General features: G+C 64.9%; 13 protein-coding genes. 5 read left to right on the forward strand and 8 right to left on the reverse strand.

Features of this window, described 5'->3' with window-relative positions:
• Genes OM977_RS18490 through OM977_RS18500 form a run of 3 tightly spaced genes read left to right on the forward strand, consistent with a single transcriptional unit; the run spans nucleotide 1 to nucleotide 3,137 of the window.
• Nucleotides 1-1,413: an MFS transporter gene (locus OM977_RS18490; RefSeq protein ID WP_264355333.1), complete on the forward strand. Its 1,413-nt coding sequence runs from the start codon at nucleotides 1-3 to the stop codon at nucleotides 1,411-1,413.
• Nucleotides 1,414-1,452: 39 nt separating this feature from the next.
• Complete coding sequence (locus tag OM977_RS18495) at nucleotides 1,453-1,935, forward strand: cation:proton antiporter regulatory subunit (RefSeq protein WP_264355334.1); 483 nt, start codon at nucleotides 1,453-1,455, stop codon at nucleotides 1,933-1,935.
• Nucleotides 1,936-1,940: 5 nt separating this feature from the next.
• Entirely contained in the window at nucleotides 1,941-3,137 is a 1,197-nt protein-coding gene (locus tag OM977_RS18500) for a cation:proton antiporter (protein ID WP_264355335.1), read from the forward strand.
• A gap of 38 nt (nucleotides 3,138-3,175) precedes the next feature.
• Here OM977_RS18500 and dcd read toward each other — a convergent pair whose 3' ends face one another.
• The 5 genes from dcd to OM977_RS18525 form a co-directional block, all read right to left on the reverse strand.
• The gene (gene dcd, locus OM977_RS18505) at nucleotides 3,176-3,751 is read right to left on the reverse strand and encodes a dCTP deaminase (RefSeq protein WP_264355336.1); all 576 of its coding nucleotides are present in this window, start codon (nucleotides 3,749-3,751) and stop codon (nucleotides 3,176-3,178) included.
• Between the two features lie 115 nt (nucleotides 3,752-3,866).
• Nucleotides 3,867-4,313 carry an SRPBCC family protein gene (locus OM977_RS18510; protein WP_264355337.1) on the reverse strand — a complete coding sequence of 149 codons (447 nt, stop codon included), beginning with the start codon at nucleotides 4,311-4,313 and terminating at the stop codon, nucleotides 3,867-3,869.
• A 176-nt stretch (nucleotides 4,314-4,489) separates the two neighbouring features.
• Nucleotides 4,490-5,941 (reverse strand): polysaccharide biosynthesis tyrosine autokinase, encoded by a 1,452-nt coding sequence (locus OM977_RS18515; protein WP_264355338.1) that lies wholly within the window; start codon nucleotides 5,939-5,941, stop codon nucleotides 4,490-4,492.
• 54 nt (nucleotides 5,942-5,995) lie between these two features.
• Nucleotides 5,996-6,418 carry a hypothetical protein gene (locus OM977_RS18520; protein WP_264355339.1) on the reverse strand — a complete coding sequence of 141 codons (423 nt, stop codon included), beginning with the start codon at nucleotides 6,416-6,418 and terminating at the stop codon, nucleotides 5,996-5,998.
• Between the two features lie 334 nt (nucleotides 6,419-6,752).
• Entirely contained in the window at nucleotides 6,753-9,731 is a 2,979-nt protein-coding gene (locus tag OM977_RS18525) for a LamG-like jellyroll fold domain-containing protein (protein WP_264355340.1), read from the reverse strand.
• A gap of 382 nt (nucleotides 9,732-10,113) precedes the next feature.
• On the opposite strand from OM977_RS18525, the gene OM977_RS18530 reads away from it, so the two are divergent.
• On the forward strand, nucleotides 10,114-10,566 hold the full coding sequence (locus tag OM977_RS18530; RefSeq protein ID WP_264355342.1) for an adenylyltransferase/cytidyltransferase family protein: 453 nt from the start codon (nucleotides 10,114-10,116) through the stop codon (nucleotides 10,564-10,566).
• Nucleotides 10,567-10,768: 202 nt separating this feature from the next.
• Complete coding sequence (locus OM977_RS18535; protein ID WP_264355343.1) at nucleotides 10,769-12,049, forward strand: glycerophosphodiester phosphodiesterase; 1,281 nt, start codon at nucleotides 10,769-10,771, stop codon at nucleotides 12,047-12,049.
• Nucleotides 12,050-12,123: 74 nt separating this feature from the next.
• On the opposite strand, the gene OM977_RS18540 is transcribed toward OM977_RS18535, so the two are convergent.
• From OM977_RS18540 to OM977_RS18550, 3 genes are all read right to left on the reverse strand, one after another.
• The gene (locus OM977_RS18540) at nucleotides 12,124-13,311 is read right to left on the reverse strand and encodes a hypothetical protein (RefSeq protein WP_264355344.1); all 1,188 of its coding nucleotides are present in this window, start codon (nucleotides 13,309-13,311) and stop codon (nucleotides 12,124-12,126) included.
• Between the two features lie 69 nt (nucleotides 13,312-13,380).
• On the reverse strand, nucleotides 13,381-14,139 hold the full coding sequence (locus OM977_RS18545; protein WP_264355345.1) for a CDP-alcohol phosphatidyltransferase family protein: 759 nt from the start codon (nucleotides 14,137-14,139) through the stop codon (nucleotides 13,381-13,383).
• Complete coding sequence (locus tag OM977_RS18550; protein WP_264355346.1) at nucleotides 14,139-15,452, reverse strand: hypothetical protein; 1,314 nt, start codon at nucleotides 15,450-15,452, stop codon at nucleotides 14,139-14,141. The genes OM977_RS18545 and OM977_RS18550 overlap by 1 nt, the downstream gene beginning before the upstream one ends.
• Nucleotides 15,453-15,459 lie beyond the last annotated feature (7 nt).

A 15,459-nucleotide genomic window follows, 5' to 3' on the forward strand; every position in this document is an offset into this window, starting at 1 on the left:
ATGAACTCCGCTGCTGCCCCCGAGGCCATTCAACCTGCCTCGGAAGTGGAGTCCGGAAACGGGGTTTCCAGGGGACGGGTCCTCGCCTGGGCGGCCTGGGACTGGGGATCGGCAGCCTTCAACGCCGTCATGACCACCTTCGTCTTCACCGTCTACTTAACCTCGAGCGCCTTCGGCGGGGAGGACCATGCGTCGGCCGTCCTCGGCGGCGCACTGGCCATCGCCGGTGCCGCCATCGCACTGCTGGCACCGGTCACCGGTCAGCGCTCGGACGCTGGCGGCCGGCGCAAGCTGTGGCTGGGGGTCAACACGGCCGCCGTCGCGCTCCTGACCGGACTGTGCTTCTTCGTTTTGCCGCGGCCGGAGTTCCTCCTGCTCGGCGTGACACTCATTGCGCTCGGGAACGTGTTCTTTGAGTTCGCCGGATTGAACTACAACGCCATGCTGGCCCAGATCTCCACCCCGAAGAATATTGGCAAGGTCAGCGGCTTCGGTTGGGGCATGGGGTACCTCGGCGGAATCGTGGCCCTGCTGATCGTGCTGCAGCTGTTCGTCCAGCCCAGCTTCGAATGGTTCGGGGCATCCACCGAGGACGGTTTGAACATCCGCCTCGTAGCAGTGTTCTCGGCCCTGTGGCTGGCGATCTTCGCGATCCCTGTGCTCTTCGCGGTGCCGGAGCTGCCCAGCACCAAGCAGGGCGCCGGCCCGGGCTTTCTGGCATCCTATGGCCTGCTGGTCCGGCGCATCAAAGCGATCTACAGAACCAGCCCGCACACCATCTACTTCCTGCTGGCGAGCGCGGTCTTCCGTGACGGGCTGGCTGCAGTTTTCACCTTTGGCGGGATCATTGCCGCCGGCACCTTCGGGTTCGAGCTGAAGGAGGTCATCGTCTTTGCGATCTTCGGCAACGTCGTAGCTGCCGCGGGCGCCATAATCGGTGGTTTCCTCGACGACAAGGTGGGCCCGAAGGCCGTCATCGTCGGGTCCCTGACCGGTCTCCTGGTCGCGGGTTCAGTGATCCTCATCCTCGGCGGCGGAAACCATGTCTTCTTCGGCATGGACTGGGCGGGCACAACCACCTTCTGGATATTCGGGCTGTTCCTGTGCCTGTTCGTGGGACCGGCTCAGTCCGCCTCCCGGGCCTACCTCGCGCGGCTCGCGCCGCACGGCAAGTCCGGGGAACTGTTCGGCCTCTACGCCACCACCGGCCGTGCCGTCAGCTTCCTCGCCCCCGCCCTGTTTACCCTGTGCATTACCGTCGCCGCCCCCCTCGTGGCACCCGGAGAAGCGCAGCGCTGGGGCATCCTCGGCATCATCTTGGTGCTGCTGGCTGGGCTGCTGGTGCTGCTGCCGGTCAAGGCGCCGGGCAAGGCGCCGGGCAAGTCAGAAATCGCCGTGGTCCCCGCCGCCTGAAGCTGCCATAAACCTGCTGCCGCGCACTAGGCTGGGAGCATGAACGTGGATGAGACAGACCTCCCCGGCCTCGGCCGGCGCAAGGACTTCATGACCGCCTCGGGACGCCGCATCGGCGTCGTGGAGTACCGCGAGGGGCAGACAGAATTGATCGTCTCCACGTGGGACGACCCAGACACCTGCCAGGCGTCCATCCCGCTGACGGCCGAAGAAGCCGCTGCGTTGGGCAACCTCCTGGGCGGGCAGCGCCTTGCCATGCAGCTTTTCGAGGAGCACCGGGAGATCCCGGGAATCGTCACGCGTCAGTTCTCCATCGCCGCCGACTCACCGTTCGTCAACCAGCCGATGGGGAAGGCCTGTATCCGGACCCGCAGCGGCGTGTCGATCGTGGCCATCATGCGCGAAGGCGAGGTCGTCCCCTCCCCGGGGCCCGACGTCGTTCTCCATCCCGGTGATCTGCTCGTTGCGGTGGGAACGCAAGAAGGACTGGACACAGCGGCCAGCATCCTGCGCAACGGATAAGCGGCATGGATCCGCTCGCACTGACCCTGATCGAGCTGGGGGCCGTCGTGTTCTGCCTCGGCCTGCTGGCTAGGCTGGCCGGGCGGATCGGTATGTCACCCATCCCGCTGTACCTTGTGGGCGGGCTATTTTTCGGGGCCGGCGGACTCGTCAAGCTTGAGGGCATGCACGAGTTCGCGCATCTCTCGAGTGAGATCGGCGTCATCCTGCTCCTGCTAATGCTTGGCTTGGAATATACGGCAGCGGAGCTCGTTACGGGTCTTCGCCGGTCGTGGCAGGCGGGCATCGTGGACCTGGTCCTGAACTTCCTGCCGGGCGCCGGACTGGCGATTCTGCTCGGCTGGGGCGCGGTGGGGGCAATGGTGATGGGCGGAGTCACGTACATCTCCTCCTCGGGAATTGCCGCCAAGGTGATCACGGACCTGGGCCGGATCGGAAACCGCGAAACGCCGGCGGTGCTCTCCATCCTGGTGTTCGAGGATCTCGCCATGGCCATCTACCTCCCGGTCCTCACGGCCACGCTGGCGGGAGTCAGCTTTGTGACCGGGCTGCAGACGGTGGCGATCTCGCTTGCGGTGGTCACGGTGGTCCTGGTCGTGGCCCTGCGGGGCGGGCATCATGTGTCCAAGGCGGTGCACAGCGAAAACTCCGAGGTCTTCCTGCTCAACCTGCTCGGCGCGGCCCTGCTAGTGGCCGGGCTTGCCGCCGCCATGCAGGTGTCCGCGGCCGTGGGCGCCTTTATGCTGGGGATCGCCATTTCCGGCGCCACGGCGCACAGTGCGACGCGCATCCTGGAGCCCCTGAGGGACCTCTTCGCGGCCATTTTCTTCGTGGTGTTCGGCCTCAACACGGATCCCTCGACCATCCCGCCCGTCCTGGGCTGGGCCCTTCTGCTGGCCCTCGTGACGGCGGCCACCAAGATGCTCACCGGAATCTGGGCCGCCAGGCGGGCCGGGATTGGCGTGCCGGGCCGCTTCCGCGCGGGCGCCGCCCTGATCGCGCGTGGCGAGTTCTCGATAGTCATCGCGGGCCTGGCCGTCGCCTCCGGAGTGGTCCCCGCAGAGCTCGCGGCCCTCGCCACTGCCTACGTGCTGATCATGGCCATCACCGGCCCGCTCGCAGCCAAGTTCGTGGAACCCGTAGTTGCGATGCTGCGCCGGCCGGCCAATCCGCCGGCTGTACGCACGGCCGGCGGAATCTAGCAGCCGCCAGGCTCAGCGTTCCGAGCAAACGTGCGGGGTCAAATCTCCGTGCGGTGGAAATTCAGGTGGCTGCGACTCGCCGTGGGGCCCCGCTGCCCCTGGTAACGATTGCCGTATTCGCCGGAACCGTAGGGGAACTCGGCGGCCGAGCTGAGCCGGAAGAAGCACAGCTGGCCGATCTTCATGCCCGGCCACAGTTTGATGGGCAGCGTGGCCATGTTGGACAGCTCCAGCGTTACGTGGCCCGAGAATCCGGGATCGATGAAGCCCGCCGTGGAGTGCGTGAGCAATCCCAACCGGCCCAGCGAGGACTTGCCCTCCAGCCGGGCGGCGATGTCGTCCGGCAGTGTCACGGTCTCGTAGGTGGAACCGAGGACGAACTCCCCCGGATGAAGGATGAACGGTTCTCCGGACTCCACCTCCACGAGACGAGTCAGCTCGGGCTGGTCCTCCGCCGGATCGATGTGGGCGTACTTGTGATTGTCGAAAAGCCGGAAAAACCTATCGATCCGGACGTCCACCGACGATGGCTGAACCATGGCAGGGTCGAACGGCTCCAGCACTATCCGCTGGGAGTCTACTTCGGCACGAATGTCGCGGTCTGAGATCAGCACAGATCAAAAATACCGTATCCCGTGCCGGCCGGGTCGCCGGCGGCCTGTATGACGCCCGGCGATGCCGCTGCGACGCCCGCCGAAACAGGTCGCCGGGAGAGCGCGTCCGGAACGTCTATTCTTGGTGCGGCATATCTTCCAGCACTGCTTTGAGACGTTCCAGCTGGCAAACTTCCGCTTTCATCGCCCGCCGGAACGGGTTCCTCAACCGGTCCAGGATCCCTTTCGGTTCGCACTCCAGTGCAAAGCGGACCCGCGTGCGCTGGCCTTCGGTGCTCAGGTAGTAGCCACCTCGTGGCCGGGTTTGGCCGACGATGACCCGATACTGAATCTCAGCCCCCGGGCGCGCTTCGATGATCTCGAAGTCCCCGGCCACCGTGCGTCCCCCCGGGCCGGTGAGAAGCTGCCGGTATACGGCACCCTTGGCCCCCTCAGCACCGGACTGCAGTTCGACGCTGCGGATTCCGACCCGCCAGCGCGGCAGATTCCGGGCGTCAGCGAGGAAGTTGTAGACACTCATTGCGTCGCTCTTGATGAGGACGTCGTACTCTGCGGATGCCACGGAAATCCTTGCTCGGCGGACAGCGGACGGCGTAGCCCGCTTCCCCCGAACTGCAGCTAACCCCTTCAGGATAGACAGTGCGGCCCGCCGCGCACGGTCATGCGGCGGGCCTTTATCGAAGAGTTATGCGCCCCTGGCCCCAGCGGCCTCCTTCTCGTCCGGTCGCCCGGGATCCTTCACATTTCCACACTCACGAACTTGCCCCGGCGGACGTGGGCGGGCCGGAAGGACCCGTCGTCGTCGTGCTTGGGCGGCGTGGGGGAATGGTTCTCCGGGTGGGTGGCGCCATATCCGGCAATGTAGGCCGTGTTGGCGTCGGGTCCCCGCCGGGGAATCCTGTTCTGAACCACGCCCAGGATGTTGGCGTCCACAAAGTTGAGCTGGTCGATCGCCTTTGAGAGGCTGTGCTGGCTGACCTTCTTCGTGCCGACCACCAGCAGCACACTGTCTGTGCTTCGGGTCAGGACACTGGCGTCCGCGACCGGGAGGATCGGCGGCGAATCGACGATGATCAGGTCGAACTTCGTCTGCAGCTCCTCGATGAGATTGCTCATGGCTGCCGAGCCGAGGAGTTCGCTCGGATTGGGCGGCAGCGGTCCCGAGGCGAGCAGTGCCAGGCCATCGTGAGCCCAGTACTGGATGCTTTCCTCGAGGCTCGACGTCCCGACCAGCACCGTGGTGAGCCCAATTTCGCCCTCAATGCCGGTGGCGGTTGCGACGGAAGGCAGGCGGAGATCCGCGTCCACCAGGATGACCTTGCGGCCGCCCTTGGCGACAGTCAGCGCCAGATTGAGCGCCACGGTGCTCTTGCCCTCCCCGGCCGAAGCCGAGGTCACGACGATCGAGCGCATCGGCCGGTTCACGCCGGCGAACTGCAGGTTGGTGCGCAGCTTTCGGAAGGCTTCCGCCCCCGTTCCGTCCAACACTGAGGGAGCCGCGCCGAGCAGCCGGCCGCCCCCCTGTTCGGTGATTCCGGCCAGAAGCGGCAGCTCGGTCGTTTTGCGCAGATCAGATTCGGTCCTGATGTTGCGGTCCAGCACATGCCGCAGGACCGCCGCTGCGACTCCTGCTGCGAGTCCGTAGAGCAGGCCCAACGCGAGATCCAGCTTCACATTGGGGCTGGACGCCTCGGTCGGCGTGGACGCGTGGTCCACCGGGCTGAGCCGCACCGGCGTCGGCGTCCCGTTGGTCGGCCGCTCCAGGTCGGCAACCGCGGTAATAAGGCTCGCCGCGACGGCGTTCGCGATGTCCGCGCTCCGCTGGGCAGACCTGTCGCGTGCTTCGATCTCGATAATGACGGTGTTGCGCGCGGTAGAGGTCTTGATCTTGGACGCCAGTGCCTCAGGTGTCATGTCGAGGCCGAGTTTGTCGATGACCGGCTGCAGAACTGTCGGTTTCGACGTGACGTCGACATACGACTGGACCCGGGCGAGCGCGAAGACGCTGCCCTGCTGCAGCTCTGCGGACGTCTCCGAGTTCTGCGTCGACACGAAGAGGCTTGTCGACGCGGTGTAGGACGTCGGGGTGAGCAGCGAAGCGACGCCGGCGAAGATCGTCCCCAGCAGGGTCAGGGTGGTGATCAGGCGCCAGCTTCGACGCAGAATAAGCAATTGTTCACGGACGTCCATGGCGTGTCCTTTCGCGGGCGGAAGTCGCTGAAGGGAGGACGGGCCGCGGCGGCTTCATGCCGCGAGCCAGGTGTAGCATCCGTCGGACACCACGCGAGCGGTGCCGGCCGGGATGGTCACAGTGGAAGTGCCGTTGGATTCGGCAAGGGTTCCGCCAGCGGCATCGAAAGCGGTGAGCAGACAGGTCGGTGACGGGTTCCACGCCTCATAGGAGCCGGAGGAGATGGAACCCGCACCCTCCTTGGGGGCGGCGTCGCCGATGGTGTAGTCGCCGTCGGTGAAGCCTCGGCCGGCCGCATCGAGCTCCGGCTGAAGTCCGGGGCAGAGACCGGTGATGACGTCGGCGACGTCGGCATCCCGCTTTTCGATCAGCTGGGACACCACGGCCTTCTGGTCCACTGCCTTCACAGCTTCGAGTTCGGCACAGCGCTCCTGGCCGACCTGCAGGACGGCGTTGGGGTCAGTGCCCTCCGGCACCCGCGACGCGAGGTACTGCTGCTCGACGGGTGCAAAGGTTGGAATGGGTGCCGCCTGCGGCCCCGGTGCCTGGGCTTCTGCTGGCGGGGCTGCGGTGTCGGTAGGTTCCGCTGTCCCAGCGGCGCCGTCAGTCGGTTCCGAGGAAGGCCCCAGCGGCCCGGAGGTCGGAGATTCAGAACTTGCGACGGCGGCGGAGGACGCGGGGGTGGCATTTGGACTTCCCGGGGCGGTGCAACCGGCGGCTGCGAAAACCGCAGCCGCCAGAAGCACCAATCCCAGGGGTTTTGAGAGACCGTTATTCATGGGATGTTTTTCTTTCGAGAGCTGTTCTTGTCTATGCGGTGGGCTCGAAGTTCAAGACCAACGCCGGACGCTTGGCAAGCGTGGCTTCCCGCGAGAAGAACCACATGTTGTCGGTTCCTGAGCTCTGCATCGAGAAGTTGATATCGCCCGCAAGCGCTGCTGAGATTGCCGCCGCGTCGAGTTCGATGGAATACGACGCGTTGGGTGCAGTCGGACCGGTAAGTGTGCCCAGCGTGGTGCTGCTGGTTTGGGGACGGTTGTTGTACGTGGTGGTTGCCTCCGACCAATCACCGGCCATCGCCACCGTTTGCTGCGGGTCGTTGGAGCCAGCGAAAGTATCCGCAGTCGTCGAGAAGTTCAACGATGCCGACACGAGACGCTGGCCCGCGGGGACCTGGGACGCCGCGTTGAAACGCATGTACGTGATGTAAGCCGACGTGCCCCGAGTGGCCAGGGTTGTGAAGCCTCCTGCCACGGCAGTCGGAGCCCCCGCGTTCACGTAGGTGTCGGCGGTCGGAGCCAGCCTCAGCGTGACGGCCTGGGGTGCAGGAACCACGGTGGCGGCTGCCTCGTTGGACGGGCCGCTGACATTGCCGGCCTCGTCGGTAGCGAGCACGTTGTAGTAGTAAGTGCCAGCCGGGCGGGCCGTGTCCGACCAGCTGAGCGTGCTCCCGGTGACGGTGGCGGCGAGGCTGGCGTCCGACGGCGTGAATCCGCTGGTGCCCGACCGGTGGACCTGGTAGGCAGTGACCCCGACGTTGTCGGTGGTTGCGTTCCAGGAAACCGTCACATCATTTGCGTTGACCGCGGCAGTGACTCCCGTTACGGCGGCGGGGGCCTCTGTGTCGGGTACCGGCTGCCCGATTCCCTTTCCGAGGTTGTAGTGGTCGGTGACCTGCGTTGCCGAGAGCACCGAGGGGTAGACAGCGAACTCGTCGATGGAGCCGGCGAAGTAGTTGCTCGTAGGGCGCAACGGCCAGCTGTTGAGCTGGTCTCCGCCGATCCGCCACGATCCCCAGTAGGGCTGCGCCGCGGTCTGGGTGGGCAGTGCCCCGATCTGGGCTCCGTCCACGTAGAGCCGCATGCCGTCGCTGCCCTGGGTTGCCACCGCATGGTGCCAGGCGTTGTCGTTGTACGGAAGAACCGACGTGACCGTCCGCGTTCCGTTGACATACACGCCGTAGACCAGCGTGCCGGCGTTGGTCATGTAGAGGTTGCGATCGTAATTGCTGCTGAGTCCGGGATTCGTGCCGTGCCGGTTCGGCTGGCCGCTGCCGAAGCCGAAGATCTTCCCGCCCTGGGTCGTGTTCGTCTTGAACCAGACTTCGGCGGTGTAGACGGTGGGCGCATTGCCGCGGTTCTGGCCGTAGGCGTAGGCGCTGGTGCCGTTGAACGTCGTCGACCGGCTGGGGTCGTTTGCGACCGCTCCCGTGTCGCCGGCGAAGGTTGGCCCGCCGTAGCTCAGCTCGAGATTGTTGCCCGGTGAGCTGTCGGCGCCCACCGTCGGTCCGGCGTTGTCCAGCCGCCAGTACGTGCTGGCACCGGCCCCGAGAACTGCAGCGGGGTAGGCGGCATTGGTCCGGGCCGTCGCGACGGTAACTGTCGCCGAGAGCGCGCTCGTGTTGGTGCCGTCCGTCGCCCGGACGCGGTAGCTGTACTGGGTTCCGGGTACGGCCGTCTTGTCGGTGAAGGACACCTGGCCGGTGGACCACCACAGTGAGCTGGCGGTGACGGTGCCCAGCGGAGTCGCCGAGCCGTTCCGGTACACGTTGTAGGTCAGCTCGGAATCATCGTTGTCCAGGCTCGCGCGCCACCGGACCTGGTTTTCACCGGTGCTCAGGCTGGCCGCGGTGACGTTGGCGGGCGTCGAGGGCGCCGCCGTTCCCGGGCCGGGACCGAACCGGGTCAGACCCTGCTGGTTCCTGCCGTTCGTCATGGTGAATTCGCCTGCAACCCACAGCACGTCACCGGCGCCCGTGTTCGTGTGCGTCAGCGCACGCGGGCCAATTTTCTCGCCGATGCCGTCGTTCGTGTCCGGGCTCCAGCCCAGGTGGGTGCGGTCGTCGGCGCGCTGCGCGGTCAGGTGCTGCCGCTCACCGTCGGCCATCATGTTCATGCCGGGGCAGTCGTGCAGGTGGCTTGCGCCATAGAGGACACCCTGGTAGACGTCCACTGCCTGGGTGGCGCCGAGGCAGGTGTCCCGCCAGACCTGGTCGTAGGTATCCAGGCTGAAGCGTGCCCGGCCGTCGAAGACGCCGCCGCCCGTGCCCTCGTTGCCGATGAAGAAGCTCTGCCCGTCGTCAACAATGCTCTTCGTGACCGACGTGCGCGGAATGAAAGTGGCGCCGTAGGCGCGCACATTGGCGCCGGTGGTTGCGTCCACGACCGCGATCGCCTGGGAGGCAACGCCATTCACTGTGGCGAAGTCGCCGCCGATGACGGCGACGTTGCGGCCGGCCGGAAGGGTCAGTGCCCGGCCGGGCGCACTGGCCGCCGGGGCCCAGGGCAGCAGCGCACCGGTGTTGTCCACCGCGGCGAAGCGGCTGCGGGCGTCCGTGCCGACGGTCTGGAAGTCACCGCCGAAATAGACGGCCGTGTTCGTTGCCGCGATGGTCCGGACTACTGCTGAGACCGGGGCAGGCCGGAAAGTGGTGTCCACCGTGCACTCCGGAAGTTTGACGGCGGCGATCCGCGTGGTGTTGACGCCGTTGATCGCTCCGAACTGGCCGCCGATGTAGAGCCGGGTGCCGTCCGGAGTCACTGCCAGCGCACGCACGGTTGTCCCGGTACCGCCGGTCGCGGACAGGGCACAGGAGGTCGGGTTGCCCGTGTAGGCGTCGAAGGCCGCGAAGTTGACGGCATTTCGGGACTGCGCGTTGCCGGCCGCGGTGCCGGGAGGCCGGATCTGGGTAAACGTTCCGCCGGCATAGACAACACCGTTCGACTGGGCCATGGCCCAGGCAACGCCGTTGGTCTGCCAGGTCGGGAGTTCGCTGGCGGAAAACGCCACTCCCGGAGAAAGGGCGAGCGCAGGACTGCTAGTCGCCATTAACGGCGCAACGGCAAGTGCAATACCTGCCAATACAGCTGGGATCTTTTGACGCATGGAGTTCCCCCGTACTTAACATGAGCTTCAGGGCTGAAACTACAAAGATCCAATCAGCAAAGCCCAAGTGCGGGAACGGTTGCTCCTACTAGCTTTTCAATAGGCCCTACTTGTCTTGCTGGAACGAGTACCTGCTTTTTCCGTTGTCCCACGCGTTTCTCCCGAAAGTGCTTTCCGCCGGGCGGTTGCCCCCTCAGCATGGAACTTGGGGGGACCAGCCCCGCGCCTCGACGGCCGGCTGGTGCCTATTACACCTATTCGGCATCAGTGAAGAATCGAGACCGCCATGACCGTTCGCATTGGCTACGCATCGGGTGTTTACGACCTGTTCCACATCGGGCACCTCAATCTCCTGAAACACGCACGACAGAACTGCGACTATTTGATCGCCGGGGTCGTCTCCGCTGACTCGACCATGCGCCAGAAAAGCAAAGAGCCGGTGGTACCTCTGCATGAACGTCTTGAGATCGTGCGGAATATCCGACTCGTCGACGAGGTGGTGGTAGACGACTTCGTCGACAAGGTGGACGCCTGGCGCGCTTTTGGTTTCAATGTTTTTTTCAAAGGTGATGATTGGCGCGGAACCGAGAAGGGGCTCCGCCTTGAGGCAGGAATGCAGGAAGTCGGCGTCGAGGTGGTGTATTTTCCGTACACCGTCCATACCTCCAGTACCATGCTCCGCCGGGCCCTGAACCTGCTTGGCGGCGGTCTTGAAGATAACGAGCCGTTAGAGGCTTGAGATGTTTTTGGATAACAACTCCAGAGTTTCTGGGCCGAATCCAAGAGCTGCTTCGGTTGGTCCCACATTCCTCTCCCGCCGCCAAGCCATCGCCTTGGGGGCGTCGGGATTGTTTCTTGCCGGCTGCAGCCCGGCGAAACCGGCTGCCGAGGCCGCGCCCATACATACAGTTGCGAGCCTCTTTAGCCAGGATCGTTTCTTTGTGGCACATCGTGGATCGGGAGACAACTGGCCTGAGCACACGATGCGTGCGTATCTGCAGTCGACGAAGGCCGGCGTTCCGGCGCTTGAAGTATCCGTGAACTCGACGAGCGACGGAGTGCTGGTCTGCCATCATGACCAGAACGCGCTCAGGGTGACTGGCCAGGACCGTGATGTGGCCGAACTCACGTACGCGGAGCTGAGCGCCCTCCGGGTCGACGCTCGGGGCTGGCTCGGCCCGGCGACAGGGCTGGAGCCGATTCCGACGGTGCGGGAAGTCCTCGACCGGTTCGCCAGCTCCCATGTGATTTTCATCGAGGACAAACAAGGAACCAACACGGTGGCACTGCTGGACCTGATGGACAGCTACCCGGCTTCCACCGAGCACTTCGTCTGGAAGCAACCCGCCCCGGCCCTTCAAGTAGCGGAAGCCTCGGCACGCGGCTACAAGACCTGGGGCTATTTCATGCCCGATACCGAACCTCGCCTTGACGAGTTAGCTACCCGCTTCGACTATCTCGGCATTCATCACAGCGCAGATGACGGGACCATCAGCAAAGCCGTGTCCTACAACAAGCCCGTCATTTGCTGGGAAATTCACACCCGCTCCGCTTGCGACCGGGTAACCTCTCTCGGCGTCCAGGGAGTGATGTGTGCCAACGTGCCATACGTCATGTCGACTGGGCCTGCGGAAACCCAAGATCGGTTTTCCACCGGCGAACGGGCTGCCGGCGACCTTCCCTGGACCGTGGACCAGGGCTGGGATGCCCAGCCAACGGTCGACGCCGCTTCTGCCTCCGTATTGTTGGACAAGGACCAGAACTTCAGTTACCGGCTCGGCTCGATGGGTCCCGTCACTCGGGAGATGCACAGCCTGGCCTTCGACATGTGTTGGCCGAAGGAGCTCCCCTCGGAACTGCTTCATGCCGGAATAGCTTTCGGGCAGCAGGATGACTCGCCCTACCGTGTCCTGCTGCCCAGCAGCGTCGGCGGCTATCACCTGATCATCCGACCGGCAGGCGAGCTGGTCCTTTACCGGCGGGATCCCGGAAACCCAGCCGGCACCCGACTGCAGTCGATCATGACGGCCCCGGTCCGCGCCGCAGAATGGATGCGCTTCAAGATCGAGGTCACGCCGGCTTCACTCCGGTTCTCCAGGCTGGATGGCACCGGCTGGTCCGGAATGACCATGGACCGGGAATATCGCGGCGGCTACGTCAGCCTCTGCAAGGACTACCCGGATCCTGTCCCGGTGCAGTTCCGGAACGTCTCCATCACTTAGTCCGGACCGGGCAAATCCGGGACCTGACAAACCCCCGCCGGCTTCATCGTTCAGTTCCCCACCCTCACCTTGTGTCAGCGGCCGGCCGCAGCTCGAGCATCAGTGGGCGCGGACCGGTGCGGGTGTTCCGTCCGGGACTTCGACCTGGACAGCAGCGTGGCTATCCCTCCGACGACCGTGGCGGCAGCCACCGCGACAGTGAATGCCCATGCAGCCGCCGGGGTCCCGCCCGCATAGGCCAGAGCAAGCGGCAGCACGAGGGTCAGGCCGGCCAGGACCGCGCGCATGAGGGTGGACAGCCGGTTCGCCTGGACCGACCGGTAGTAGGCGAGCAGCACGGTGTAGGGCACCATCGCCACGTACTGCAGGAAGTACGGCAGGCGGAGTTCGGACGCCGACTGCCAGGTGTCACCGAGCAGCAGGGCTCCCACCGAGGCCGGCAAGACCATCACCACCGCGCCCCAGAATCCCGCCAGGGCTGCCACTATGACGAATGTTTCAATAAGCCGGTTCCGGAACACCCGGGTTCCCCGGGAACGCACCAGTTCAGGAATGACAGCCATCTTGATCGCGGAGAAGGCGGTATTTAGCGGTGAGAAGAGCAATTGTGCGGCGCGCAGCGCGCCGACGCCCGCGGCGCCCAAGGGGATCGCGAGGAGGTAGAGGACAACAAAGGTGGACGCGTTGAGGGCGGAGAACTCCCCAAGGTAGCGCAAGCCGGGGTTCCGGTTTGCGCTCAGCCAGCGCGTCCCGGCCCGGGGCGACGGCAGCGCCCGGCCAAGAACGAGGCCCAATGCCAGTGCCGCAGCTGCGCCGCCGCCCCAGCAGAGCACCACGGCCGACACCGTGCCGGCGTTGAGCGCAACGAACACCATCGAAGAGATGGACAGCACGGCCCACACGCCGTCGATCAACAGCGCGCGCGACGGGCTGCCCTCGCAGATAAACAGGTATCTGAGCGTGTCCTGGACGAGCACAAACGGCAGGCTCGCGGCGATCACGAGCCAGAGGAGGCGGGAAGATTCATCGGTCAGGATCGCGCCCGTGAGCAGCAAAGGCAGGGCAGCGGCGGCTGCCAGGACACTGGCGCCCAGAACGGCCTTCCTCGCGGTGGGATCCAGGGCGCCCGCAGCGGAGTACTTGACCAGCAGGGTCTCACCGATGAGGGCGCGCTGGGCGCCGAGAAAGAGGAGCAAACCGGCGTAGCCCAGGGAAAATTGGCCAAATTCGCCGGCGGTCGCAACGTTGGCCGTGATGGCCACCGCTACGAAATTTGAAATGCTCGATACCGCTTGGTCCCCAATTGCAACGTATCTGCTCAGCCGGGCCATTCAGCCCATCCTCGCCAGCGTACGGAAAAACTTGGTTAGGTAGGCGGCGCAGAACAGGCAATGAATGAGCGCCAAAGCCGCATACAGCGGCAGGAAGATGCCGGCCCAGGGCACTGTCACCAGCACCAGGCAGGTTGTGCCGTAGTCAACCGGCAACGTCAGGACAGACCGCTTCAGCGAGCTCCGGGTATCCGGGCTGCCGCCCGGCAAAGGCGGCGCTGAGTGCCGGTTCAGCTGATCAAAGAGAGCGCCTGCGAAGAAGATCGTGGAACTCGCGAAGAGGAACACCCCGCACAGCACGGCCAACGGCAGGGCCGGAATCGAAGTGGCACGCAGAAGAAAGCAAAAGACGGATCCGTGCAGCACAACGATCCTGCCGCTGTCCAGCACGTGGTCCAGCCACTCGCCCAACTTTGAACTGCGTCCCTGGAGCCGGGCGAGCTGCCCGTCGGCGGAGTCGAGGATAAAACCGGCAGCGAGGATCAAACCCACGAGGGCGTAAACCGCCCCGGAGCCGGGCCCGAACGCCAGCCACAGCAGGGCGCCATAGGTAAGGATGGCACCGGCGAACGTGACGTGGTTCGGCCTGAACCGGGTGTTCCGGAGCGCGGCCGCCACAACCCGGCCAGCGGGCCTGTTGATGTAAAGGGTGTACACCGGTACGCCCTTCTTGCCCTTTTGGGCCAGGCTCAGTTCCCTGAAGGACTGGGAGAAATTGGGCTTTGCCTGGCCTGGACGCTCGAGCTTGTTCGTGGTCATTAGCTGTCCCCAGGCTTTCGTTTGACGGTTCCGCTCAGAAAGGCAATTGCCAGGGCGAGGATCATTAGCCGGCCCATGGACTGCAGCAGGGATCCTCGCAGGAGGATGAACATGTACCCGGAGAAGATGGAAACGCCGAGGTAGCCGACCGACCCGGCCGACAAGGCGCCCGCCCCGAAGCCGGAGTCGAGCCTCCTGCTCAGCAACCCCAGCACGGCAAAGGAGAGGATTACCCCTGCTACTCCGAAATTTATCCAGGCCTCGGCCCATAGGGGTGAGGAAAGGTTGACGTTGGCGCTGTTCATCCACAGGCCCACCTCAACCCCGCTGTCGAGCGGCTTGGTCGGCCAGATGACACGCGGCACCCAGAACAGCAGGGCGCCCAGGAACTGGTTTCCCCAAGTAAATCCCTCGTCCCGGGTGAAGCCAAGAGTGTTCGCCAGCATACTGAACTGGTCGTAATCCTTGGTGGATATCATCCGCCACACTGAGTCCGTTTGCAGCAGGGCCCCGGTCCCGGCCGCGCGGCGCGTGATGTCACTTAGCGGGAAAAGAAAAATCGCCGCTACAACCCCGCCGATTATCGCGAGGTTGAAGAACGACTTGCGGGCCCCGATCAACGGCATGATCAAGCCGAAGAGCACAGCCAAGGTCCAGTAACGCGAATTGGAGATCGGGTTGTTGACGATCACGTTCAGCCCGACCAGGGCGACCATCAGCGCAGTGTCAAGAAGGTTCAGGGAACTCCGGAGCAGGCGCACCGCGTGGATGTAGAAAATGAGCCCAACCAGGCAGGCCACCGACCCGAAGGCGGAAATGATCGCGCGGGCGGCCTGCCCGCTGTCGGGGCTCACCTGGTCGAGGGCCTGGCCGGCCTCCTGGCGGCTGGCAAAGAACACGCTGATGCCGCCGACCTGCGCCACGTAGACCAGCCCGCCCAGGACCGCGATCCCCGCAAAGATCCGCAGGGTGTCCATGCTGCGCAGCGTCGCCACCGGTGCCGTGGTTCCGCCTTTCGCGGCGAGTCGGATGTGGTAGGCAATGTCGAAGCTGATACAGCCGAGCAGCGTGATAGCGGTCGTGGCCTGGAGGGTGGCGTCGTCCACCTGGACGGCCAGGATGGTGGACGCGCCAGTCGACAACTGCGCCAGCGGGACGACGCCGAGGCAGATATATACGAACATCCAGAAGACGCCTGCGACCGGACGCACTTCGTCCCGCCACAGGATGACGCTCAGGCGGAAGGCGGAATAGAGGAGGGCCGAATAGCGGATGAGGAATTCGGAATCGGTGTAAGCCGCCTCCGAAGTCACCCGAAGG

This window comes from Pseudarthrobacter sp. MM222, assembly GCF_947090775.1.
Classification (GTDB): Bacteria; Actinomycetota; Actinomycetes; order Actinomycetales; family Micrococcaceae; genus Arthrobacter.